This window comes from Nocardia sp. NBC_00403 (assembly GCF_036046055.1).
Classification (GTDB): domain Bacteria; phylum Actinomycetota; class Actinomycetes; order Mycobacteriales; family Mycobacteriaceae; genus Nocardia.
On record NZ_CP107939.1, the window covers coordinates 4,438,627 to 4,461,320 of the forward strand.

At 64.7% G+C, this 22,694-nt stretch carries 21 protein-coding genes and 1 pseudogene; 10 read left to right on the forward strand and 12 right to left on the reverse strand.

What is annotated here, in order from left to right; all coding sequences use genetic code 11:
- The first annotated feature begins 35 nt into the window (after window positions 1-35).
- From OHQ90_RS19675 to OHQ90_RS19685, 3 genes are all read left to right on the forward strand, one after another.
- On the forward strand, window positions 36-3,800 hold the full coding sequence (locus tag OHQ90_RS19675) for a DUF4062 domain-containing protein (protein WP_328399511.1): 3,765 nt from the start codon (window positions 36-38) through the stop codon (window positions 3,798-3,800).
- Window positions 3,801-3,936: 136 nt separating this feature from the next.
- Window positions 3,937-4,548 (forward strand): hypothetical protein, encoded by a 612-nt coding sequence (locus OHQ90_RS19680; RefSeq protein ID WP_328399513.1) that lies wholly within the window; start codon window positions 3,937-3,939, stop codon window positions 4,546-4,548.
- A 13-nt stretch (window positions 4,549-4,561) separates the two neighbouring features.
- The gene (locus OHQ90_RS19685; protein WP_328399515.1) at window positions 4,562-5,659 is read left to right on the forward strand and encodes a serine hydrolase domain-containing protein; all 1,098 of its coding nucleotides are present in this window, start codon (window positions 4,562-4,564) and stop codon (window positions 5,657-5,659) included.
- Here the strand turns inward: OHQ90_RS19685 and OHQ90_RS19690 are convergent.
- From OHQ90_RS19690 to OHQ90_RS19720, 7 genes are all read right to left on the reverse strand, one after another.
- Window positions 5,649-5,822, reverse strand: coding sequence for a hypothetical protein (locus OHQ90_RS19690; RefSeq protein ID WP_328399517.1), 174 nt, complete (start codon window positions 5,820-5,822; stop codon window positions 5,649-5,651). The two genes, OHQ90_RS19685 and OHQ90_RS19690, sit on opposite strands and share 11 nt — an antisense overlap.
- Before the next feature lie 196 nt (window positions 5,823-6,018).
- Complete coding sequence (locus OHQ90_RS19695; protein WP_328399519.1) at window positions 6,019-6,609, reverse strand: hypothetical protein; 591 nt, start codon at window positions 6,607-6,609, stop codon at window positions 6,019-6,021.
- 1 nt (window position 6,610) lies between these two features.
- On the reverse strand, window positions 6,611-6,805 hold the full coding sequence (locus OHQ90_RS19700) for a hypothetical protein (RefSeq protein ID WP_328413449.1): 195 nt from the start codon (window positions 6,803-6,805) through the stop codon (window positions 6,611-6,613).
- Window positions 6,802-8,346, reverse strand: a complete 1,545-nt coding sequence (locus tag OHQ90_RS19705) for a sulfatase-like hydrolase/transferase (protein ID WP_328399521.1) — start codon at window positions 8,344-8,346, stop codon at window positions 6,802-6,804. Before OHQ90_RS19705 ends, OHQ90_RS19700 begins: the two co-directional genes overlap by 4 nt.
- A 1,013-nt stretch (window positions 8,347-9,359) precedes the next feature.
- Window positions 9,360-9,569, reverse strand: a complete 210-nt coding sequence (locus tag OHQ90_RS19710) for a hypothetical protein (RefSeq protein WP_328399522.1) — start codon at window positions 9,567-9,569, stop codon at window positions 9,360-9,362.
- A complete protein-coding gene (locus OHQ90_RS19715; RefSeq protein ID WP_328399524.1) occupies window positions 9,566-9,820 on the reverse strand; it encodes a hypothetical protein in 255 nt (84 codons plus the stop codon). The genes OHQ90_RS19710 and OHQ90_RS19715 overlap by 4 nt, the downstream gene beginning before the upstream one ends.
- 83 nt (window positions 9,821-9,903) lie before the next feature.
- Window positions 9,904-10,266, reverse strand: coding sequence for a hypothetical protein (locus tag OHQ90_RS19720; RefSeq protein ID WP_328399526.1), 363 nt, complete (start codon window positions 10,264-10,266; stop codon window positions 9,904-9,906).
- Window positions 10,267-10,491: 225 nt separating this feature from the next.
- On the opposite strand from OHQ90_RS19720, the gene OHQ90_RS19725 reads away from it, so the two are divergent.
- Together OHQ90_RS19725 and OHQ90_RS19730 are read left to right on the forward strand one after the other, a co-directional pair.
- The gene (locus tag OHQ90_RS19725) at window positions 10,492-11,382 is read left to right on the forward strand and encodes a helix-turn-helix domain-containing protein (protein WP_328399528.1); all 891 of its coding nucleotides are present in this window, start codon (window positions 10,492-10,494) and stop codon (window positions 11,380-11,382) included.
- The gene (locus OHQ90_RS19730) at window positions 11,372-11,578 is read left to right on the forward strand and encodes a DUF397 domain-containing protein (RefSeq protein ID WP_328399530.1); all 207 of its coding nucleotides are present in this window, start codon (window positions 11,372-11,374) and stop codon (window positions 11,576-11,578) included. Before OHQ90_RS19725 ends, OHQ90_RS19730 begins: the two co-directional genes overlap by 11 nt.
- Window positions 11,579-11,681: 103 nt before the next feature.
- Here OHQ90_RS19730 and OHQ90_RS19735 read toward each other — a convergent pair whose 3' ends face one another.
- Entirely contained in the window at window positions 11,682-12,908 is a 1,227-nt protein-coding gene (locus OHQ90_RS19735; RefSeq protein WP_328399532.1) for a cytochrome P450, read from the reverse strand.
- Between the two features lie 36 nt (window positions 12,909-12,944).
- A complete protein-coding gene (locus OHQ90_RS19740) occupies window positions 12,945-13,937 on the reverse strand; it encodes an AraC family transcriptional regulator (protein ID WP_328399534.1) in 993 nt (330 codons plus the stop codon).
- A 55-nt stretch (window positions 13,938-13,992) separates the two neighbouring features.
- Here OHQ90_RS19740 and OHQ90_RS19745 point away from each other — a divergent pair, with 55 nt between their 5' ends.
- Complete coding sequence (locus OHQ90_RS19745) at window positions 13,993-14,727, forward strand: hypothetical protein (protein ID WP_328399536.1); 735 nt, start codon at window positions 13,993-13,995, stop codon at window positions 14,725-14,727.
- Between the two features lie 21 nt (window positions 14,728-14,748).
- Here the strand turns inward: OHQ90_RS19745 and OHQ90_RS39455 are convergent.
- Window positions 14,749-14,976, reverse strand: a pseudogene (locus OHQ90_RS39455) (DsbA family protein); the annotation flags it as partial.
- Between the two features lie 276 nt (window positions 14,977-15,252).
- Between OHQ90_RS39455 and OHQ90_RS19750 the strand changes: the two are divergent.
- The 3 genes from OHQ90_RS19750 to OHQ90_RS19760 are packed head-to-tail and all read left to right on the forward strand — an operon-like array spanning window position 15,253 to window position 19,117.
- Window positions 15,253-15,870 (forward strand): hypothetical protein, encoded by a 618-nt coding sequence (locus OHQ90_RS19750; protein WP_328399538.1) that lies wholly within the window; start codon window positions 15,253-15,255, stop codon window positions 15,868-15,870.
- Window positions 15,871-15,924: 54 nt separating this feature from the next.
- Window positions 15,925-17,748, forward strand: coding sequence for a S8 family serine peptidase (locus OHQ90_RS19755; RefSeq protein ID WP_328399540.1), 1,824 nt, complete (start codon window positions 15,925-15,927; stop codon window positions 17,746-17,748).
- Window positions 17,749-17,764: 16 nt separating this feature from the next.
- Window positions 17,765-19,117, forward strand: a complete 1,353-nt coding sequence (locus OHQ90_RS19760) for a serine-threonine protein kinase (RefSeq protein ID WP_328399542.1) — start codon at window positions 17,765-17,767, stop codon at window positions 19,115-19,117.
- 17 nt (window positions 19,118-19,134) lie between these two features.
- Here OHQ90_RS19760 and OHQ90_RS19765 read toward each other — a convergent pair whose 3' ends face one another.
- Both OHQ90_RS19765 and OHQ90_RS19770 read right to left on the reverse strand, forming a co-directional pair.
- Window positions 19,135-20,457, reverse strand: coding sequence for an FAD-dependent oxidoreductase (locus tag OHQ90_RS19765; protein ID WP_328399544.1), 1,323 nt, complete (start codon window positions 20,455-20,457; stop codon window positions 19,135-19,137).
- Window positions 20,458-20,494: 37 nt separating this feature from the next.
- Window positions 20,495-20,977, reverse strand: a complete 483-nt coding sequence (locus OHQ90_RS19770) for a MarR family winged helix-turn-helix transcriptional regulator (RefSeq protein WP_328399546.1) — start codon at window positions 20,975-20,977, stop codon at window positions 20,495-20,497.
- Window positions 20,978-21,080: 103 nt separating this feature from the next.
- On the opposite strand from OHQ90_RS19770, the gene OHQ90_RS19775 reads away from it, so the two are divergent.
- Window positions 21,081-22,616: a DHA2 family efflux MFS transporter permease subunit gene (locus tag OHQ90_RS19775; RefSeq protein WP_328399548.1), complete on the forward strand. Its 1,536-nt coding sequence runs from the start codon at window positions 21,081-21,083 to the stop codon at window positions 22,614-22,616.
- The last annotated feature ends 78 nt before the right edge of the window (window positions 22,617-22,694 follow it).

Below are 22,694 nucleotides of genomic sequence, written 5' to 3' on the forward strand. Positions count from 1 at the left end.
AGGCGCTGGGTCCAGTTCTTCTGTGAGGCAATGGAATGCGCATCCGTGCCGGTGGGTCGGTATTTCTCAGTCATACCTCCGACATGGCCGGATACCCGGCGGACCGATCGTTCGTACAAGTAGCTATCGATGCGGTGCTGAAGGCCGGTCTGCGGCCGGTCGATATGAGCCACTTCGCGGCATCCAGCGACGTCCCGGCCGAGTATTGCGAGCGGCGGGTCCGCGAATGTGATGTCTATCTGGGCCTGATCGGTTTCCGGTATGGCAGCCGGGTACCGGGAACCGCCGAGGACCTCTCGTATACCGAACTCGAGTTCGCCGCCGCGACGCGGGCGCGTATCCCGCGGATCATTTTCGTATTGCATGAAGACGCGCCGATACCTGTTCGGCTGCTCGATCGCGATCGCGACGACATCGATGCCTTCCGGTACCGGCTGCAACATGCCGGACTGATTGTCCGAAAATTCGAGTCGGCGCAAGACCTGGGCGCGGCGGTACTGCACGCCCTGTTCGAACGCCAAAACGAACAGCAGGCCGCCGATGACGTTTCGGGCTTCCCGTCGGTTGCCGCGCGTCGGCCGTGGATGGCGCCGCCGCTGGACCGCATGGTCGAACGCCCGGAACTCGGCGGTTGGCTGATCGATGCGCTCTGTGCCCCGAGCCCTGTCGACGTCGGGTTGACGACGGGGCTGCGCGGCGCGGGCGGGTTCGGCAAGACGATGCTCGCCAATTGGGTTTCCCACCAAGCTGAAATAAAGCAGCGCTACCCGGGTGGGCTGCTGTGGGTGGCGCTCGGCCAGGAGGTACACGGCGCGGACCTGGCCGAGCGCATCAACGACATCGCGTACCTGTTGGACGGGAAGCGGCCATCGATCTCGGAACCTGATATCGCCGGTGCGGAACTGGGCCGACTACTCGACCAGCGCCCGCCGGTGCTGATCATCGTCGACGACGTCTGGGAGGAATCGCAGCTGCGACCGTTCCGCTACGGCGGGCGGGAATGCACCCGGTTGGTTACCACCCGTATGCCAGATATATTGCCGAGCCGCTGTGTGAGCATTCCGGTCGACGAGATGTCCACCGCACAGGCCGGCGAACTGGTCGGCAGTGGCGTCGACGGGCTCCCGCCACTCATCATTGATGGGTTGATCCGAGCGTCGGGCCGGTGGCCGGTGCTGCTCAACCTGATCAATGGAGCGCTGCGCCATCGGGTTTCCCGGGGGGAGTCCCCGCAGCATGCCGCCGCGGATGTGCTGGCGCTGCTGGCGAAACAGGGGCCTTCGGCACTCGATACCGCCAGGTCCACGGAGCGAGCGCGGGCAATCGAAGCGACCATGAACGCAAGCCTGCGTCTGCTCGACCACGAAGACCTGGGACGCTACCTCGATCTGGCAATCTTTCCGGAGGACGTGGAGATCCCGATTCCGGTGCTGGAGATGCTGTGGCCGGGCCGTCGGGGCGACGCGCTGTGCGGGGAGCTGGTCAACCTCGGGCTGGTTGCGGACTATCGGCTCGATCCGCCGGGCCCTCGGTTGATTATCCACGACGTGATCCGGGCATACTTGCGCGCGCACCGCAGTCCGACAGAACTGCGAGACGCACATGCCCGCTTGATAATCGCGGTGCGTGCGCGATTGCTTCCGTCCGAGGAGACCCCACCGACGCCCTGGTGGCTGTTGCCCGCGGAGGATTCCTACCTCTGGCGCTTCGTGCCGTACCATCTCGCCGAGGCACACCTGATCGACGAACTGGCCGCCTTGGTCTGTGACCTGCGCTGGACCGAGGCAAAAACCCGGCTACTCGGTTCGGTGATCGGTGCCGCGGCCGATGTGGCACTGGTGGACTCCGGTGTCGCCAACGTGCTGCATAACGTGCTGAACCGGTCGTCCCGCCTGCTGGAACCGATACCACCGCCTACCACGCTGGGCGCGACGCTGGCCAGTCGAGTGCACGGAATGCCCGAACTGGCAACGGTTTTGGACCGGTACCTGCCCTCTCTGCCCGCCCCCCGGCTGGAGCCGCGGTGGCTGCTACCCGACCGGGTCACGTTTGAGGACACCACAAGCGCGGCGGTCGGCGCGGTGACCAGTTGCGCGTTCTCTCCGGACGGCGTGCTGCTCGCGACCGCGTGCGGCGACGGCACGATCCGATTCTGGTGCACTGCGGATGGATCCCTGAACTCGATACTGCCCGGCCATGCCGGTGAGATTTTCTACTGTGTCTTCGCACCGAACGGCCGACTGGTCGCGGCTGCCAGTACCGACGGCCGGGTGTGGCTGTGGGAACTGGCCACCCGCACGCTGTGGACCGTCCTCGTACACGCCGAGTGGGTGACCAGTTGCGAGTTCTCCCCGGATGGACGACTTATCGCGACGTCCAGCGATGACGGCGTCGTCCGGCTATGGTCGGTCGCCGATGGCACCTTGTCCGGCACCCTCACCGGTCACATCGGCCGGGTGACCGACTGCACGTTCTCCCCGGACGGAACCCGCATCGCCACCACCGGTTTCGACACCACGGTGCGCTTGTGGGAGGTGGCCACCGGGCGGCTCGAGCTGGTGCTGCGCGGTCATCGCAACAATGTGTGGGGCTGCGCGTTCTCCCCGGACGGAACGTTGCTCGCGACCACGGGGCACGACAGCACCGTCCGATTGTGGCGCTGCGCCGACGGGACGGAATCGGCGGTGCTGATCGGACCCGACATGTGGATGCGCAAATGCGCGTTCTCTCCGGACGGAACCCTGCTCGTCGCCGCCGCAGGAAACGGGGCGGTGCCGCTGTGGCGGGTATCGGACCACACCGAGTACGGCACCATGACCGGGCATACCGACTGGGTCCGCGAGTGCCACTTCTCGCCGGACGGAAACCTGGTGGCCACCACCGGGTTCGACGGAACAGTACGGCTGTGGCAGGTGGCGGACTGCACCGCACAGCTGGTACTCGGTGGTTCGTCCACCAGAGTGAACGGTTGCGCGATATCCCCCGACGGGAAGACACTTGCCGCAGTCGGCAACGATCAGACCGCGCGGCTCTACGAAGTGTCGAGCGGACGCGAACTGGCTACGCTCCGTGGACACGTGGACTGGGTGCGCGACTGCGCGTTCGCTCCTGACGGAAGCCTGGTGGCAACCGTCGGTAGCGACGGTGTGGCGCGACTGTGGGAAGTCGACTCCGGGGCCGAATGGGCCACGCTGCACGGCCATTCCGACCGGATCCGCCGCTGCACCTTCTCGCCGGACGGCAGGCTGCTCGCCACCGCGAGCAGTGACCGCACAGTCCGCCTATGGGATGTCGATGCCCGCCGCGCGGTGAAAGTGCTTACCGGCCACCAGGAGTGGGTGGAGAGCTGTGCTTTCTCCCCGGATGGAAACCTGCTCGTGACCACCGGGTTCGACATGAAGGCCCGAGTGTGGCGGGCTCCCGACTGGACCGAGGTGGCCGTGCTGTCGGGGCACACCGACAGCGTAACCCACTGCGCCGTTTCTCCGGACGGAGCGTTGCTGGCCACTGCTTCCGACGACCAGACGACGCGAATCTGGCGGATCGCCACCGGTGCGGGCGAGACTGTGCTCGAGGGCCACACCGGATGGGTCGAGAACTGTGCGTTCTCGCCGGATGGTGGCCTGCTCGCCACAGTCAGCAGTGATCAGACGATACGGCTGTGGGACCTCGCGACCGGTAAATGCCATTGCGCGCTGCGGCTCGCCGCGCCACTGCTCGGCGTCGCCTGGCATCCGGACGGCACCCGCCTGTGCGCCGTCGGAGACGCTGGGATCTACCTTCTCACGTACCGGAGATGACGCCATGGTTCACGGCCGAGACCCGGGTACCGGCTGCGCAGACGGGCGTCGAATCTATATCCATCGACACACATTGCGCTGCCTCATAACTCAGGCACCCGAGCTGGGCCCGGAGGTGTGCGATGTACTGGCCGTAGTGCGCGCTGCGAAGCTGATCCACCATCACCTCGTCGAAACAGGCGGCCTCCTCGGCTTGGTGCGCCCGGTGATCGCGGAGCGGTTCGACGACTCGTTCTCCTGGAAGGCACCGCTGTCGTCGCTGTTGCACCGACTGGCATACCGTCCGTGCTTCCCGCGGGACCGCGGGGCCGTGTGGCCGGTACTCCAACCGGAGGAAGGTGTGGTAGCCACCTGTACCGAGGCCGGTTACTACACATTCGCCACTGGAGATGCCGCGGCGGAGCGCATGTTCGCCGATCATGTACCGATGGCAGAACTGCAGCACTCGCTGGCCGCCGGTCGAGGGCCGGGCGATCTCACCCTCATCAAGGGTCGGAGCTTGGCTCGCATCGACCCACGGCTCGGAGTGGGCCGGGTGGGCCATCGATACGCGGCGGCACTGGCCGCCGGTACGGCCGACGGGCACCGGGCAGACGAGGTCGACGCACACAGCCGTGCCGACTGTCTGGCACGGGTACAACAGCTCGCTGATACGGTGCTGCCCGATGCCACCGCCGACGAACGTCGGGTAGTCGGCGACCTGACCACGTCGCTGGCGCGTTCCTTCCAGCTGATGAATAGCCTCTAGCGGAGATAGGCAGATGACCGGCGACCTCGAGAACGTGGAATCCCGTCTGCGTAGCCAGCCGGGGCAATCGAATACCGATCGGGCGCTGGGCACTTTGGATGCCAGGCTGCGGATGTGGGAGCAGGAGCGCGGCTATTCCGGTATCGCTGTTATCGCACGCGGTGGGGTGCGGGAGTTCGAGGGTTGTTATGGGCTGGCCAATCGGTCCGAAGGCATTCCCGTCAGTACGGAAACCCGCTTCGGTTTGGCGTCTGTGACGAAGATGTTTACCGCCGTCGCCGTGGCCCGATTCGTCCGCAGCGGGCTGGTCTCCTTCGACACGGCGGTGCGGGATATCCTCCCCGCTGGCCGCTGCCCGACCACGCTGCGCCCCGACGTCACCGTCCACCATCTGCTCAGCCATACCTCCGGTATCGCGGACTACTTCGAGGAGGGCGACGACTACGCAGCGTTATGGACGGACCGGCCCAACTACCGGATCCTGTGCCCGGCGGACATGCTTTCCCTGTTCGCGAACCTCGCACCGCATGGGCGACCCGGACAACGGTTTCAGTATTCCAACGCAGGCTTTGTCCTGCTCGGGCTGATCGTCGAGGAGATCGCCGGGGTGCCCTATCCTGACGCAGTCGCGGAGTCCGTGCTCGAACCCGCCGGTCTCACCTCGACCGGCTTCTTCGCGTTGGACGAGGTGCAGACGCACCTCGCCATCGGCTACCTGCCGCCACGAGAGGCAGGTGGGCCGTGGCGGTCGAACATCTACTCGATCCCGTCGATGGGTGGTCCCGACGGCGGAGCCTTCGCCACCGCCGCCGACCTGGACCGGTTCCTGCGCGCCTATGCCGATGGCACTCTGCTGGGTGAGCAGTTGCGGGCCGCAATGCTCACGCCACGCTGCGTGGTGCGCGACGGTGTGGAGGTGGGCTACGGCGTATTCCTCTACGGCGGTGGCCGATTCGGGCACACCGGCGAGGATCCCGGCTGTGAGGTGATGGTTCAGCACCTGCCGGAGTTCGACACCAGCGTTATCGCGCTGTGCAACATGAACGGCTTTGCCCACGAAATCGGTGACCTCATGGTCGAGTTGGTGCTGAAAGGTTTCTCTAGCCGGTAGATCTCGGGTCGGAGCCACATGCGAACGGGCTGATGCGGAATGTGTTGCCCCGGAGATGCGTTTCGTCAGCGATGCGCTTGTAGTAGTCGACAATCGCTTTATCGGCGAAGCGGATCTCGACCGGAGGTTCGAGGGTGACGCCGCAGCGCTCGGCGATCTCCAACCGCCCCTGGTCAGTTGTGCTGATCCCAGCGTCCAATCGCGTCCCGCCCTGATTACGGACGCGGTTAGTCCAGCAGTGGTCGGGTCGGCCACAGCATCCACCTCCTGGGTAGGCTGTGATGATCGTTCCGTTGCAGGCCACGGTAGCCGCCGGGCGGGAGTAATTGTCAATACCTGTGGTTCGAGAGTGTTTCCAGTCAGGGATGGCCGGGGTGTACTCGCGATAGCCACCCGGACAGTCGGGATCGCCGTGGCCGGTCCATCGCGGGGAGCGCGTGTAGGAAGTCTGTCTCGTCTTTGGTTCGTCGGGCTTTCGCCTTGAACAGGAGTACGACCTCGGGGATCACGTAGGGATTGCCGTCGGCGGTGCGGAGAATCAGCTCGTCGTAGGGCAGGGTGATCGATGCGTCGCGGCGGCACACCCATCGATCGCCACGGTGTGGCTCGCGGAACACGTCGAGGCGATATAGCCCGGTCGCCGGTTCGCGCAGCCATGTCTGATGCTGGTTGTCCGCTTCCTCGGGAAACGGCCAGGCGTGCCCGTCGCCGACGACGTCCCATTCGTAGCCGGGGAACGCGTCCACGATCTCGGCGAATCGTGCACGTGGAACTCCGATTTCGAGATCGGAGTGCTCACGTCCGAGGCCGCCGACAAACAGATCCAGCGCCCACCCGGCTGCGACATACCAGCATGGCGGGGTGCTCGACAGCCGTTCGGCGGCTTCGGCGGGAGTCCATGCTTGCCAGAGTTGGTCGCATTCCTCGACGGACAGCGGGCGTCCGGCCATCTCAGGTGGCCTCCTTCACATCGGACGGGTCGACCGGCCGTTCCACGAGTTTGCCCTTCTCGAAGACGGCTTCGGCGCGGACGAGAGCGACCAGGTACCCGGCGTTGACAGCGCGCCGCCAGCTGCAGAGCGGCCGGGGCGTCGGCGTGCTCCTGGGGAGATAGCTGGTGCGCGTTGGTTGCTTTCGTTCGCTCATCCGGATTGGTGCTCGATCCCGTGGCCTGGGTCGGGAAGCTCTTCATGAGACCTGACCAGCGTGGTGATGTACTGCATGATGGGTCCGATCTGCAGGTGTGTCTGCGGTTGCAGTTCACCGGGTTCGGGTGGCACGTAGGGGTCGGGTGTGCCCGGCTTGATGGGCGGCTCGAGCACGAGCGACTTGAGGAATGCGCCGGCCCCGGCAGCGACCGGGTGTAGGACCCAGGCATGGGGGAAGTCGACCGGATGCTCCTCGCGTGGATCCCACTCCAGGTTGTAGAGGATCGGCACGTTGGTCGGAGCCCAGGTGGAGTAGAAGTCGTCCTGCTGGAACAGGTGAACTTTCCATTGATGCCACTTTGCGGCCTGCAGCCGGTTGCCCTGCATGCACAGGACCATGTCGCGGCCCGAGTCCTCGTCCGTGCCCAGCAGGAAGCCCGACATGTCCATACCGTCGATCTGCCGGTCTCCCGGGACCGTGCCACCCGCGGCCGTCACCAGGGTGGTGAAGAAATCGACCTCGTGCACGAGTTCGTTGCTGCCCCGGCCTGCGGGCACCTTTCCAGGCCAGCGCACCAGGCACGGTGTCCGATTGGAGCCCTCGAGGGTGGTGAACAACCCACCCCGCCACGGCCCGGAGAATCCGTGCCACTGACCGCCTACCGGATCCGGGTCGATCGCCGGGAGGTGGTTCGTGGTGTCGGCGCCGTTGTCGGAGGTCCAGACAACGATCGTGTTCTCGGCGATGCCCAGTTCGTCGAGCTTGTCGAGGATCGTGCCGGTGAAGGCATCGATCTGGGTGAGAATGTCGGCCCAGTTCCCTCGCTTGGTTGTGCCTGCATACTGCGGGTCCGGGATGGACGGATTGTGGACCTGTGTGTAGGGCAGGTAGACATAAAACGGCTTGTCCGTCTCCGTGGCGCGGGTCATGAAATCGCAGGCCCATTCGGTGATCTTCCGATCGAATCCGGCCCGGAACTCGGCGTCGTAGTTCGAGATCTTCTCGGACTTCTCGCCTTTCCTGCGCGAGTAGATCGGCTGCGGTTCCAGAGGGATCTGCGTCGACCCCGCATATGGGGCGGCGGTCACCGCGCCATCGGGGAAGTAGGACTGCATGGTCCACAGCACTTCATCGGCCGTGCGCGGGCACCACACCGCCTCGTCGAACCCGAAGTCGACCGGGCTGCGATGCTCGGGGTCACTGCCCAGGTGCCATTTGCCCCACATCCCCGTGGCGTACCCGGCGTCCGAGAGCGCCTGGGCGATCGTGATCTCCCACCGGGTCATCCCGTCAGGGCCGCCGGCGATGGGCACTGTCTGGGTGCCGGAACGGATCGCATGGCGGCCGGTCAGCAACGCCGAACGGCTCGGCGTGCATTGCGCCTCGACGTTGAAATTCAGCAGCTTGAGGCCCTCCTCGGCCAGGGCGTCGATCCGCGGTGTGGGTGCACCGCGCAGCACCCCGCCGCCATAGCATCCGAGCTCGCCCCACCCGAAGTTGTCCCAAAAGAAAAACACGATGTTCGGCTGCTCGTTCATGCCTCACCTCGCCTGCGGTCGTGACATTCGCCGTCCGGTCGGAGCCGAGCACACGTCCTGTACCGGGAGTGACCATCCCCGAGGGTGTCGGGACCTTCCGGGCGGCTCAGAAGGGCCGACACAGAAACGGTAATCGGTCGGACGCAGCCGGATCAGTAGTTTGGGAATGGATCGCCTGGCTGGCCCGCTGATGCGATCGAACCTGGGCCGCGCGGCGGCGGGCCCTGCTGATCTTCTCTGTCGGGGTTGTCTTCCCGGCCCGTACACGCCGCCCGTCTCGCGTTGCCGCTGGGCGCATTCGTCACCGTCGCCCCGGCGAGTCAATAGGTGTTGTGTCAGGTCGCGAGGGTGATGGGTGCTTCGGGTGGCCCTGAGACCAGCAGGGCGGCCAGGAGAGAACGCAGATCGCCGGGCACCAGTCGGTCGCTGGTCGCGTTCAACTCGTCCTGTGTCCACCAGCGGTGGCCGGTGATCGAGGTGCGCTCGTCCTCGGTGAAACCAGCGGTGTCGATGTCGAAACTGCCGACCCGGGCGAGGAAATAGTGCTCCTGGCAGCCTGACGTCGTTCAGCGACCGAGCACCATATCTGCGCCGAACGACTCAGAACCAGTACGCCCTCATCGTCTCCAGGAATTCGGTCGTGATCGGGTACCTCGAGCGATCACCGATTACGCTGTCGATGCCGCACCGGGGGCACAGCGCAGTCTGCCCTTGCCCTGCATCCTCGTCGGTCCATTCCCGAATCTCCGTGGGCGGGAAGGTCGCGCAACAGTGGAAACAACCGCAGATGGTGCTCTCGTCGAGCTCGACGCGATGCAGACTGGAATGGCTGTGAGCTCCTCGAACATCAGTGGGCGCTGCCGTATCTCGGTGATGCGGATCGTGCCAGTCCATTGCCCGATCATGGCACACAACAACCGATCGAGCGCGTAGACAAAGCTGCCGACATCATGCACATGTCGCAGGATCCAGTGATACGGATAGGAACTCTCTCGAGCCTCGGGTTCGCCTGCTCATGGCGCTAGGTAGAGCTGTTCGCAGGGGAGGCGGGGTAGGCCGCTGCCGTCACCGGGGACCACGGAAACGTTGTCTATGTAGCGGTGGATCCGCTGGTCTTCGATCAGTCGATACGCAGCATCCGGGTGTGCGGCGTAGTGCAGGATCACTCCTTGTAGGTCTATCCGCAGATGCACATCCGGTTCAGCGGGCCACGGCACGGTCATCGCATCCGGTTTCGAAAGTACTCGCAGTTGTTGCGCGTCACGATGATTGCGGCAACCCTGGTGGAACACTCCAGTGGATCGCAGTACTGGTGGACGCTCAGCGCCTTCTCGGCATCGGCACGGCTCGACACCGGCCAAGGGGGGTTGTCGTGGCGCAGTTTGTCTTTCAGCGCAGACGGCCGGGCTCTGCTGTCGAACTCGGGATGGTCCCCGCTGTCGTAGGGGAGAACAAGGAACAGGGTTGCGCTCATCGCATCTCCCGTGCTGCGCATTCGGCCAGCATGGTGAGAACGGTTGCCATGGTCGGCCGGAACAGATCCCTGATCGGCGTTGCCTAACCACGGACACCGTCTCCAGGCGACGGCAGGATGATCGGCCTGCCCGGTTCGACCAGCACCGAATCGGTGCGCCGCAACAGATCTCGCATTGCAGGGTCGTGTTCATCGATGGGATACGCGCCCGTCAAAATCGTCAGTCGCCGCACCGGATGCCAGATCGTCGGCCCACTCATCCGCCAAGCAGCCAGCTCTTCCTGGACTCGGTAACCCCAATATTCAGCGAGCATGAGCGCGCGAAGTGTGCCGCCGATGGTGACGGCGAGTCTGCCGCGTTCATCGACGTGGCAGGGGAGTGCGCACGCGGTGCGGCAGTAGTGGCATCGGCCGAGGACTTCCTCGGCAATCGTGGGCGCGGGCATCCTGACTCCTGGTCAGCTTGGTTAGCAAAGTAAGTAGCGTCCGGGGACGTGAGGAGGGGTAATCCGAAGATCCGGGCGCGTGATCAGTACACACCTACCGGCGGTGTTCCAATGGGTCATTTTGGGATCCCAAACGATCTAGGCGAAAAGCCCAGCGGCGATCCCGATGCGGATGCCAGAATCTTCCCAACATGGGACGCGCGGACATCTCAGGACGGAACGTCAATGCCGGACAACGCAAGCAGCACACTCCCACGACGTCAACTCGGCCGCTATCTCAAGGAAGGCCGCGATGCGATGGGCATGACCTTGGAAGACGCTGCCCAGCTCATGCAGTGGGGAAAGAGCACGCTACAGCGTCTAGAGCGTGGACAATCGGACCGCGTACGAGACGTTGATGTCCGCGAATTGTGCCGCATTTACGGTTTGGACGACGACCGCACTGCCGCTCTCGTGGGACTCGCGCGGCAGGCCGCCGTGAAGTCGTGGTGGCATGAGTTCGGTGATGTCATCCCGGCGAATTTCAGCATCTACGTTGGCCTGGAAGCATCCGCGCATAGATTGACCACGTACCAGCCCGACCTCGTACCCGGTCTACTCCAAACTGCGGACTACACAGAGGTGCTCGCTCGGGCAGCAAATCCAGACGATACGGACTCGGAGCTGGACAGCCGCGTTCGGCTCAAACTTCAACGCCAAGCGCTCATCACGCGGGGCACCAAGCCGGTTCGGTTGGAAGTGATCCTTCACGAGAGTGTCTTGCGTCGAGTAATCGGAAGTCCGAAGATCATGGCGAAGCAACTTCGACACCTCGCAGACGCGGGCACTCGCCCGAACGTATGCGTGCGAGTTCTGCCCTTCGCTGCCGGTATGCCGACGGGCGACCAGATCGGCCCGTTCGTAGTCCTCGACTTCGGTGTCGACAGCCAGGGCAAATCAGTTGAGCCGACGATCGTGTACGCCGAGAATTACACCGGAGACATGTATTCGGAGAAGGTAGGTACCGTTCAGCGGTACGTACAGGCGTACGACATCTTCCAACGCACATCGTTGGATGAGAGCAGTAGCAGGATCCTGCTAAGGGATGCAGCAAGGGAGCATGAGCGTGAACGCTGACCTGTCCGGAGCCCGCTGGTTCAAGAGCAGCCGCAGCGGCGGCAGTAAGGAATGCGTGGAGATCGCGCACCTCAACGGTGGCATGGTGGGTGTTCGTGACTCCAAGAATCCGACCGGTCCGGCGCTGGTGTTCACTCCTGGGGAGTGGGACGCTTTCATGGCTGGGGTGCATGACGGGGAGTTCGACCACCCGTAGTCACATGGGAGCCCGTATCTTTGATGTTCGAATGAGATACGGGCTTTCCGCTGTTCGGGGTGAGTGGTGGTAGATGGGATCCCTGAGGCGCTGAGCTCGAGGGTTACTCGAATCTGACTTCCCAGCGTTTGATCCCATTGAGCCAACCCGAGCGCAGGAGCTCGGGCTCGGAGACCTGGGTGATGTCGGGAATGGCGTCGGCGATGGCGTTGAACATCAGGTCGATCTCGAGGCGTGCCAAGTTTGCGCCGAGGCAGTAGTGGGTGCCCGCGCCGCCGAAACCGACGTGTGGGTTGGGGTCGCGCAGTATGTTGAAGGTGAAGGGGTCGTCGAAGGCTGTTTCGTCGAAATTGGCTGAACTGTAGAACATTCCGACTCGCTGGCCCTTTTTGATCGCTTGGCCGCCGAGTTCGACGTCGCGGGTCGCGGTGCGCTGGAAGGCGGCGACGGGGGTGGCCCAGCGCACGATCTCGTCGGGTGCGGTGCGCGGGCGGCGTTCACGGTAGAGCTGCCATTGGTCGGGGTGGTCGACGAAGGCTTTCATGCCGTGGGTGATGGAATTGCGGGTGGTTTCGTTGCCTGCCACCGAGAGCAGGATGACGAAGAAGGCGAATTCTTCCGAGCTGAGATGCTCGCCGTCGATGTCGGCGTGCACCAGTGTGGTGACGATGTCCTCGGCCGGGCATTTGCGCCGCTCCTCGGCCAAATTCCAGGCGTAGCCGGTCAATTCGAGCTGTGCGGTGGCCGCGTCGCCCGCGAATTCCGGATCATCGGCTCCGATCATCTGATTCGACCAGTGGAACAGTTTCTTACGGTCCTGCTGGGGGACTCCGAGTAGCTCGGCGATGGCTTGCAGTGGCAGCTCGGAGGCGACCAGTTCGACGAAATCTCCGCTTCCGATGTGTTTGGCATCGGCGACGATGGCGGCGGCCCGCTCGGTGAGTGCGCGCCGCAGGCTCTCCACCGCACGCGGCGTGAATCCCTTCGAGACGATGCGGCGGCTCTTGGTGTGCGCGGGCGGGTCCATATTGAGCATGATCACCTGCTGCACCTCGATCTGTTCGCGGGTGATCTGCGGCTGATACCGGATGATCGCGGTGTTCTCGGTGGAGGAGAAGATTTCCGGGCGCCGCGAAATTTCTTTGATGTCTTCGAGCTTGGTGACCACCCAGTAGCCGCCGTCATCGAACCCGCTCACACCGTGAGGCTGCGCGTTCCACCAGACGGGCGCGGTGCGCCGCAGTTCCGCGAACTCCTCGACCGGTCGGCCTTTTGCCCACAGGTCGGGGTCGGTGAAATCGAACCCGGCGGGTATCGACGGTGTGGCCATGGCCACCTCCAACTGAAACGTGTTCTAAACCACTATTCAAACACGGGAGAGGGTCGTGGCGGGGCGGTTCGGGATGGTGGCGCGGTACCTGCCCGGCGGTGTGCCGATCTCTCGTGCGAAGGCCTTGCGAAATGCGACTTCGGAGTCGTATCCGAGTTGGCGCGCGATGACTGCGACTTCTTGACCGCTGGCGAGAAGTCGGGTCGCGTACTGCATGCGCCACCGGGTGAGGTATCGAATTGGTGGCTCGCCGACGAGGTCGGTGAAGCGAGCGGAAAACGTCGAACGAGACAGGGACACTGCGCCGGCCAGTTCATTAACGTTCCAGCGGCGTTCGGGATCCTGGTGGATCAGGCCGAGAGCGCGGCCGATCGTAGGGTCCGCAAGCGCGCGAAGCCACCCATGAGCCTGCTGCGGTTGGTGCTCCAACCATCCTCTGATGACCTGAATGAAGAGGATCTCGGTGAGCCGTCGTAGCACCGCCTGTGCTCCGGGTCGCGGCGCTGCGGATTCCGTGGCGATCAAGGCCACGATGTCGCCGAAGTCGGGTGACGCGTGGCCGTACGCCGCTGGGATATGGATCAGCCGCGGCAGCGACAATAAGAGCGGCCGGTGGTGCTCATGGTCGAGCCGGAACGCTCCACACAACATGACCGTTGCGGAACCGCCGCTGCCGAACGGGAAGATCTGATGCTCGCGACTCGGCTCGTACTCCAACGAGACCTGCTGTATCAGCGGTGAACCGGGATCGTCGCAGATCGTATGCGCGTCTCCGTACGGAAAGACGACGACGTCACCAGCGGCGACGGGTACCGATGCCACCCCATTCTCCTGAGCCGCATCCGGCACCATCAGGTGACCACCCCCGGAGCCGATGATGTGGAAGGTGCTGTCCGGGCTCGGCGTGAAGTCGAACCGCCATGGCGGCGTGATCTCGGTGCGTGAGTACAGCCATGCCCGCAGCCGCAAGGAGACCAGTACGTCTGTCAACACATCGATGCCCGCCCCAGCGGTCGGATTATCAGGCATGAAATCAAGACTATATGACATAGAAACGCCGAGCATGGCTGGTTAGCGTGAATCCATGCATCCTCTGACTCTTCATCTCACACGCGGCGTTGCCGCCTCGACCCTGGACGATGCCCGTGCGCTGCACAATTCGTTCACCGGCGACGGCCCGCAGCCCGGGAGCGAAATCGCCCGTGCCCTCGGCGACCTGAGCCACAACGTCTACACGCCGGCCAAAGGCATCGAAGGCGCATTGGCCGCCGGCCCCGGCGAGTTGCTATTCGTCGATTACTGGGCCGATGCCAACGGTATGGAGACCTTCTTCGCCAACCCTTTCGCGCAGGAGGCGGGGGACCGGCTGTACGCCTCCCGCGACGAATCGGAATGGGATTGCGCGCCAGCTGGATTCGGCTTCAACCTGCCGGTCCCGTTCGGCATGGCACCGCAGTTCATCGGGATGATGCGGGCTCCCGTCCGGTCTGCCGACGAGACCATCGCCGCCGTGGGCAAGCTCGTATCGGCGGGACTCTCAACCGCACGTCGTCGCGGGCAGATCTCTCACGCGCTGTTCATTCGTCACGCCGATAGGGCCACCCAACGCCCAGCGGCCAACATCCGCAGGATCCGCGGCGAGACATATGCCCAACCGGCCCCAGCGACAGAGATCCTGGCCCTCGACTGGTGGTCGACCCTCGACGGGTTGCAGGAACACTACAACGACGCCGCAGTGATAGGCAGCCTCAACGATGCCGTTGCGGGGCCACCCGAGACAGTCGTGTGGCAGCAGGAAGCAGGATTTTCCGAATGGTGAGACCCCGGCTGTCCTCTTCGGTGCGGTGTCGTAAACGGCCTTGCGGAATTGTCCGAACCGACCCTGCTGTTCGGCCGCCCGTGCGACATCCTCGGACTCGTTGCCGAAGATCGGAAATTTGCGCCTCTCGATCGACAGCACACCGCTGTCGATATATTTCTGGATCAGCACGGGTTCAGTGTTCTCGGTGAACAGGCGGCTATACGAGCATTGGAAGTCGGAGTACTCGATGGTCACCACGGGCGCCTTCGCCGACCCCTGTGTTCCGAATCCGCAGCACCATTCCTGACAGACGAGAGGGCCCGCGGCGCGCTCCCGGGCGAGTGGACGTCAAGGGTGCTTCCGGTACTCCAATGAAGTCGTGTCCGCGCAGGTGAGGACGAGTAGGGCACTACCCGTGTTATTGCGCGGGCGCGGTCATACCTTCGGTGGGTAGCGGGTGACATCCCAGCGGCGGTGAGCGATGGGCAGCGCAATCGTCGCAGGGAGGGACGCTCGTCCCATCACAGGAGAAAGGTTGCGACGATGACTGTCGAACTGGGTGACCATGCGTGGTACTTCGACGGAATGATATCGATGGACAAGAATATTCCACGGGCTCAATGGTTTCCGGATTCCAACCCAGCGGTTCCGACCGACTATCAGGAACACGGTATGGAGATCTTCCATTACGTATTCCACGACAACGACACCATTCTCCGTGGTCAGCCGCACATGAAACACGGCAAGGGGAGTTTCGCCTGGCTCAACAACAACCCGGGCAACATCACCAAGACGAACTTCGACTTCGGCCAGTATTCGGGAAAACTGAACTGGCACAACTTCCTGATCTTCCCCGACCGGCAAACCGGCTTCGACGCGATCGGCCTGCTGCTACAGAGCGATTTCTATGTCGATCTGTCGATCCTGGCTGCCTTCAGCAAGTATGCACCGGCGTCGGACGGCAACAATCCCGCCCAATACGCCGCCGATGTCGCCAGTGCCGCAGGCGTTTTCACCTCGACGACGATCCGCGAGCTGGATAGCTCTCAGCTGGAAATGATGCAGAACAAGATCGAATCCATCGAGGGCTCGGTCGAAGGCGACACCCTGAGCTACGACTCCGACGACCTTGATCAGGCGATCAAAGACCTGATCGCCTGATCCACCCTATCCATACCCGCTGTAGCCGGCGCGCGCTGAGATAAGGAGACGCGCATGGCACTCACTCCGATCCCCGACCTCGGAGACCTGCTTCTCGTTGCGCTGCAGGATGCGCAACAAGCAACCCCGGAACACGCGATCGACCTCATCGAGGCGATGCCCGAGTTCCATCCCAGCGCAGAAGACCTTCAACCGGACCCGGCGCGGGCGAATATCCTGCGATGGCAGTCGCGCGTCTACTCGGCCCGGCGGTATCTCGGTGACGAGGGCTTCGTGCTGTCGAACCGCCATCAATGGCGTATCACCGAATCCGGGAAGTATGCCGCCCAAGAGGCGCGGCGCCGCTTGACGAACCCCGACCTGCCCTCTGTGACGCAGAGTCCGGACCAGCGCAACCCCATCCAGCCCAGTGTGATCACCAGGCCACTGCTCGATCCGGATGTGCGAGCGCGCGTGCTCGATCAGCCGAGCGACGACAGCGAACCGCTGTCGGTTGTCATCGAATTGAATGTCGGCTACCCGGGTGGCGTGAAGGCGGCGACCGCCGCGTTGACGGGGCTGCTCGACCAGCTCAACCATGGGGAACGCAGGCCTGCGGCGGTCGAGCTGTTCGACGAGTATGTGCGTGCCAAGATGACGATGGAGCAGGTCAAGCGGCTGGTCGAGATCGACCATGAGCAGCAACCGAATACCCACGGGCAGAACGTGATTCATCGCATCTGGCCCAACTTCCCGGTCAAACCGCTGATCGATGTGTCGGGACGCACGGTCAAAGCCGATGCGGCGCGGCGCTCGTTCGACGCGTGTGGGCGCGGAATTCGCTGGGCGGTAGTCGATTCCGGGATCGATCGGACGCATCCGCATTTCGATGCCGGGAAAACCGTACTCGCCGACGACGTCTTCCCATTGCATCGTGACTTCACCCAGTCGGTGAATCCGGGCCCGGAGACTGCCGACGCGGCACTGCAGGACGGGTTGGGCCACGGTACCCACGTCGCAGGCATAATCGCGGGCTACCTCCCGAATTCCTTCCCCGGCGAGAACCTGCGGGTGGTCACCGAGCAGTACACCGAACTCGATGCGCGGCCGCTGCGCGGTGTCCGGCAGGTCGAACCCGCGGCGGTTTCCGGTATGGCGCCGCAGGCGCACCTGGTCAGCCTGAAGGTGCTGCGCTCGGAGGGCGCCTCCGACATGATCTCGGTGATGGCCGCGCTGCGGTATGTCCGGGAAGTCAACGGCGACAACGACAGGATAACGAAGATCCACGGCGTCAACATCAGCTTGGGCTACGAGTTCGATGCCGAATGGTTCGCCTGCGGGCAGAGCCCGCTGTGCAAAGAGGTCGACCGCTTGGTGCGGTCGGGGGTGGTCGTCGTGGTCGCGGCGGGCAACACCGGATACGGCCGGTTCAGTGCGCGGGAGCGGCAGACCAACGTCGGTCTCACCATGACGATCAACGATCCCGGCAATGCCGCGCGCGCCATCACCGTCGGGTCGACGCACCGCGAATCACCGCACACCTATGGGGTTTCGTACTTCTCGTCCAAGGGGCCGACCGGCGACGGCAGGCTCAAACCGGACCTGGTCGCACCCGGCGAGCGGATCACCTCTTGCGCCACCGGGAAAGCGGCGGCCAAATGGGGCATCACCGATATCCCGCCCGGCGTCGCCTGCTACGGCGCCGACACCGGTACGAGCTTTGCCGCACCGCATGTCTCCGGAGCGATCGCCGCATTCCTCTCGGTGCGACCGGAGTTCATCACCGAGGCCGAGGAGATCAAGGAGATCTTCGTGAAATCGGCAGTCCCGCTCGGCAGGGAGCGCTATTTCGAGGGCGCTGGTCTCGTCGACCTGATGCGCGCACTGCAATCCGTCTAGAACATCGGAGTACACAATGACCAAGGACATCGGTGGGCTGCCACTGCTCGAGCTCAGGATCGACGAGAACGGTGATGTCGACCCCGATGGCGAGCGCGCGCTGGCCGCTGAACTCGACACGATCGAACCAACGGATCTGCTTGTCTTCACCCACGGCTGGAACAACACGCCGAGCGTGGCGAGCCGCCTGTACGAGGCCTTCTACGCACAGCTGCCGCCACTGCTGGCCGCGCACGGGCTGCCGGATCGGAAGATCTTGCTGCTCGGTGTTTTCTGGCCCTCCAGCCGCTGGTCCGACGAACCGATTCCCGACTTCGAACCGGCCGTGGCCGTCGATCTCGGGGGCGGCGGAGGCGCCGCGGGCCTCGGTGACGGACTCGAATTCCCGCCGCCCGCACCACCGAACGCGGACATGCAGGCGATGATCCGTGCGGCGTTTCCCGATCAGCAGCGCGCCGCCGTCGACGAACTGCTCGGACTGCTCGTCGAACGTCCCGACGACGGTGCGGCGCTACAGCGCGCACGCGACCTCATCCAGACGATCGCCGCGGCGACCACCGGCGACGGTGACGGCGAACAGGCCGACGAACCGCCCTTCATCGCGCAGCCCGATCCGGGCGCAGAGCTGTTCTCCCGCTTCGCGACCCAACTCGAAGACCTCGGCATCGTCACCGGTGGCGCCGGTGGGGCGGCGGGATTCGGTGATACGTTCGGCCGACTCTGGCACGGTGCGCAGGAGGCCGCCCGCCAACTCACCTACTTCCAGATGAAGCATCGAGCGGGCACCATCGGCGAACGCGGCCTCGGACCGCTGCTCGGACGGCTGATCGCGCGACGGCCCGCGCTGCGTATCGATCTGATCGGCCACAGCTTCGGCGCGCGCGTAGTGTCCTACGCGCTCGCCGGGCTGCCTGCGAACAGCACAGTCCGCTCGGTCACGCTGCTGCAAGGGGCGTTCTCCCACTTCGCCTTTGCCGCGTCGCTGCCGTTCGACGCGCGGCGCAGCGGGGCGTTGAACGGCAAGGACGCGCGGGTCGAGGGCCCGGTCACCGCCTGCTATTCCGAGCACGACTCCGCCGTCGGCGCGCTGTATCCGCTGGCGTCGCTGCTCGGCCGGGAGGAGGCCGCAGGCTTCGACGATGCGACCTACCGCTGGGGCGGCATCGGTCACGACGGGCACCAGCCCGACGTCGCGGTCACCGCGTTGCTCGACGTGGGAACCCGGTACGACTTCGACGGCGCCAGGCTGGTGAATATCGACGCGGCCCGCGTTGTGAAGAAGGGCTCGCCACCGTCGGGAGCCCATTCCGACATCATCCATCCCGAGCTCGCCTGGGTCGTAGCGTCCGCAGGGGGCCTCGTCGGCTGAACCGGCCGCCGACCGGGTCACTCGGAGCCGAAGCCCGCGAACATCTTTCGCTTGAGCGGTGGCACGGCCTGCGCCACCCGGAACACCGTCCTGCCGATAGCCCGCCCGACGGAGTTGTCGGACACCGTCTGCTCGGCGGCGGTCAACGAGTCGCGCACTGCGGCGAAACCGTACTCGATCATCTGCGCCTCGTAGTCGTGGATGGCGGCGCGCAGCGATTGCTCGTCACCGGCCGCGGCGACCAACTCGGCGCACAGCAGTTGGGCGTCGCGCAACGCGACATTGGCGCCGATGCCGCGGAAGGGCGTCATGCTGTGGATCGCGTCGCCGAGCAGGGTGACATGCGTGGTCTCCCACGGCGGCACCGGAACCGACGTGCGGATCGGGATGAGAGTGACCGTGTCGGTATCGGATCCACCGATGAGTTCGCGCAATTCGGGCGCCCACCGGGCGGTGAGCCGGTTGACCATGTCGTGCAGTTGCGCGGCGTCCAGCGATTCCAGCTCGACGTCGCCGGGATAGTCGCCGCGTTTGGCGGCGTAGGCCCAGAAGACGTACGGCTGGGTGTTGTCGAACAGCGCGCCGGGGACGAGCGCGGCCGCGCCGTCGTTACCGCCGATACCGGAGTACTGCGGGTCCGGCCGATCGAACTCGTGCGGCGCGATGAACATCCCACATCCCTTGGGCGGCATGACCGCAAGGGGAGAGGCCAGGAACTTCGGTGTGAGCCGTCGCCTGCTGTCGTCGGTCAGCGTGAATTTGCCTGCGACGGTGACGATGCCGGTCTCCACGCGCTGCGCCTGCGGAAGGCGTTGCGCGCGAACGCGCGACGTCCCGCCGTCCGCGCCGACCAGGACATCGCCGACGGTCGAACCGCCGTCGGCGAAGTGGGCCTCGATCCGGCCGTCGGGCAATTCGGTGTAGCCGGTGACGGCCTTGTCGTAGTGCACCACCGCGCCGAGATCGGCAAGCAGGATCTGGCGCAGGGTGATCCGGCTGATGCCGTAGTTGCGATCGACCTCGTCGCGCTCACCCCCGAGCACCTCGGAATCGAGATCCAGCAGGTCCTTCATCTGCTCGGTGACGAAGCCGAAGCGGGTGGACCCCTTGCCGGAGCTGGCGATGAACGCCCGGTAGGCGGTCTCGGGCAGCAGGTCGTGCAGCGCCCGGCTGCCGCTCGGGTTGATGTGGATGCGGAACCCTTGCACGCGGTCGGTGCGGTGGCGGTCGCGTTCGTACACCGCGACGTCGATTCCCGCCTTGCGCAGGCCATTGGCCAGCGCGAGACCGCCGATGCCGCCACCGGCGACGATTACCCGCAGGGACTTGTTGGCAGACATGAATTTTCCTTCCAATCTGTGCAATGCACGAACACTGTTATTCCTGGCTCCAGCCGAAGGCCCTGGTGCGCCGCCCGGCGCGTTGCTGCTGCTGCGCGCCGTGCGCCGCCCAGGACTCGATCAACCGGTCGAGCAATGCGGTCAGGGCAACCACATCGCCGGCCGGCCAGTCGGCGACAACCGCGCCGAAGACCTGCGTGCCGACGTCGAGAAACTGCCGCAGCTCCGCGCGGCCCGCGTCGGTCGCCTCGAGCAGCACTGCGCGTCGGTCCTCCGCGTCCACGCGTGTCTGTATCAGGCCCGCGTCGGTCAACGCCTTGACGTGTCTGGTGATGGACGAGGGCAGGGCGCTGAGCCGTTCGGCCACCTCGCCTGCCCGCAGCGGACCGTGCTCGACGGCCAGCTGCAGCACGCCGACTCGGACTGGATCGAATGCCTTGGCCATGCCGGTGCGCATCGCGTCGGAGAAGCGCGCGGTCGTCCTGGCCAGTTCGGCGATCTGGTCTTTATTTGCTTGCATGAAACAATAGTAGATTGTTTGATTGCGTGAAGCAACTATCGTTAGCCAACGGAATAACCAGAATGTGCTGGTTCTTCTGGCGGAGAGATGACAGGCTTAACCGGTGAACCATCCTCCGGATACTCAGGCGGGGTCGGACCCGTCGACCGACAAGCTGGACGCAGCGGTGTTCAAGGTGGCGGGCGTGGTCGTGCTCGGCGCGATCATGTCGATCCTCGACATCACCGTCGTGACCGTCGCGATCCCCACGTTCCAGCTCGAGTTCGAGACGAGCTACGCGATCGCGGCGTGGACGATGACGGGCTACACCCTCGCGCTGGCGACCGTCATTCCGCTCACCGGGTGGGCCGCGGACCGGTTCGGCACCAAACGTCTGTACATGATGGCGCTGACGTTCTTCGTGCTCGGATCGGTGCTGTGCAGCTTCGCCTGGAACATCGAGTCGCTCATCGCCTTCCGTGTGATCCAGGGCATCGGCGGCGGCATGCTGATGCCGCTGGGCATGACGATCATGACCCACGCCGCGGGCCCACAGCGGGTCGGTCGCGTGATGGCCGTACTCGGCGTGCCGATGCTGCTCGGCCCGATCGGCGGCCCGATTCTCGGCGGCTGGCTGATCGACGCATTCAGCTGGCACTGGATCTTCTTGATCAACCTGCCGATCGGCGTCATTGCGCTCGCCCTGGCATTCATCGTGTTCCCGTCGGACAAGCCGGAACCCTCGGAGTCGTTCGACTTCCTCGGCATGCTGCTTGCCTCGCCTGGTCTTGCGCTGTTCCTGTTCGGTGTGTCATCGATTCCGGAACAGGGCACGATCGCCTCGGCGAGGGTGCTCGCGCCCGCGGCCGTCGGTCTGGTACTCATGGTCGCGTTCGTCTTCCACGCCCTGCGCACCGAGCATCCATTGATCGATCTGCACCTGTTCCGCAACCGGTCGCTGACCTTCGCGGTCCTCACGATGGTGCTGTTCGCGATCGCCTTCTTCGGTGCCGGACTGCTGCTGCCGAGTTACCTGCAGCAGGTCCGCGGTGAATCCGCGCTGGCCGCCGGATTGCTGATTGCGCCACAAGGCCTCGGCGCCATGCTGACCATGCCGATCGCGGGCCGCTTCGTCGACAAGATCGGTCCGGGCAAGATCGTGCTCGTCGGTATCACGTTGATCACGATCGGCACCTCGTTCTTCACCCAGCTGCAGGCGGACACCTCCTACATCGCGATGTGCGGCGCGCTGTTCGTGATGGGCCTCGGCATGGGCTGCACGATGATGCCGATCATGACCGCGGCGATCCAGACGCTGACCCACCAGCAGGTCGCCCGCGGCTCGACCCTGATGAACATCATCAACCAGACCGCGGGCTCGATCGGCACCGCGACCATGTCGGTGGTGCTGACGAACCTGTTGAAGGACCAGCAGTTCGCCGGGCCCGCGATCGCTTCCAACTCCAATCCCGCTATCGCGGGTCAGCTTCCGCCGGGTGCGATCGAAGCGGGGCTGAAGCAGGCTGCCGAGGCATTCAGCCACACCTACATCGTTGCGCTGGTCCTCATCGTGCTGACCCTGGTCCCGGCATTCTTCCTGCCGCGCACGAAGCCGAAGAATCCGGAGGTCGCCGACGCACCGGCGGCCCTGGTGCACTGACCACGCCCCACCCGACTGCGACGCGGCCGGGCATCGGTGTTCCCACACCGATGCCCGGCCGTTCGACTGTTCGGCAGT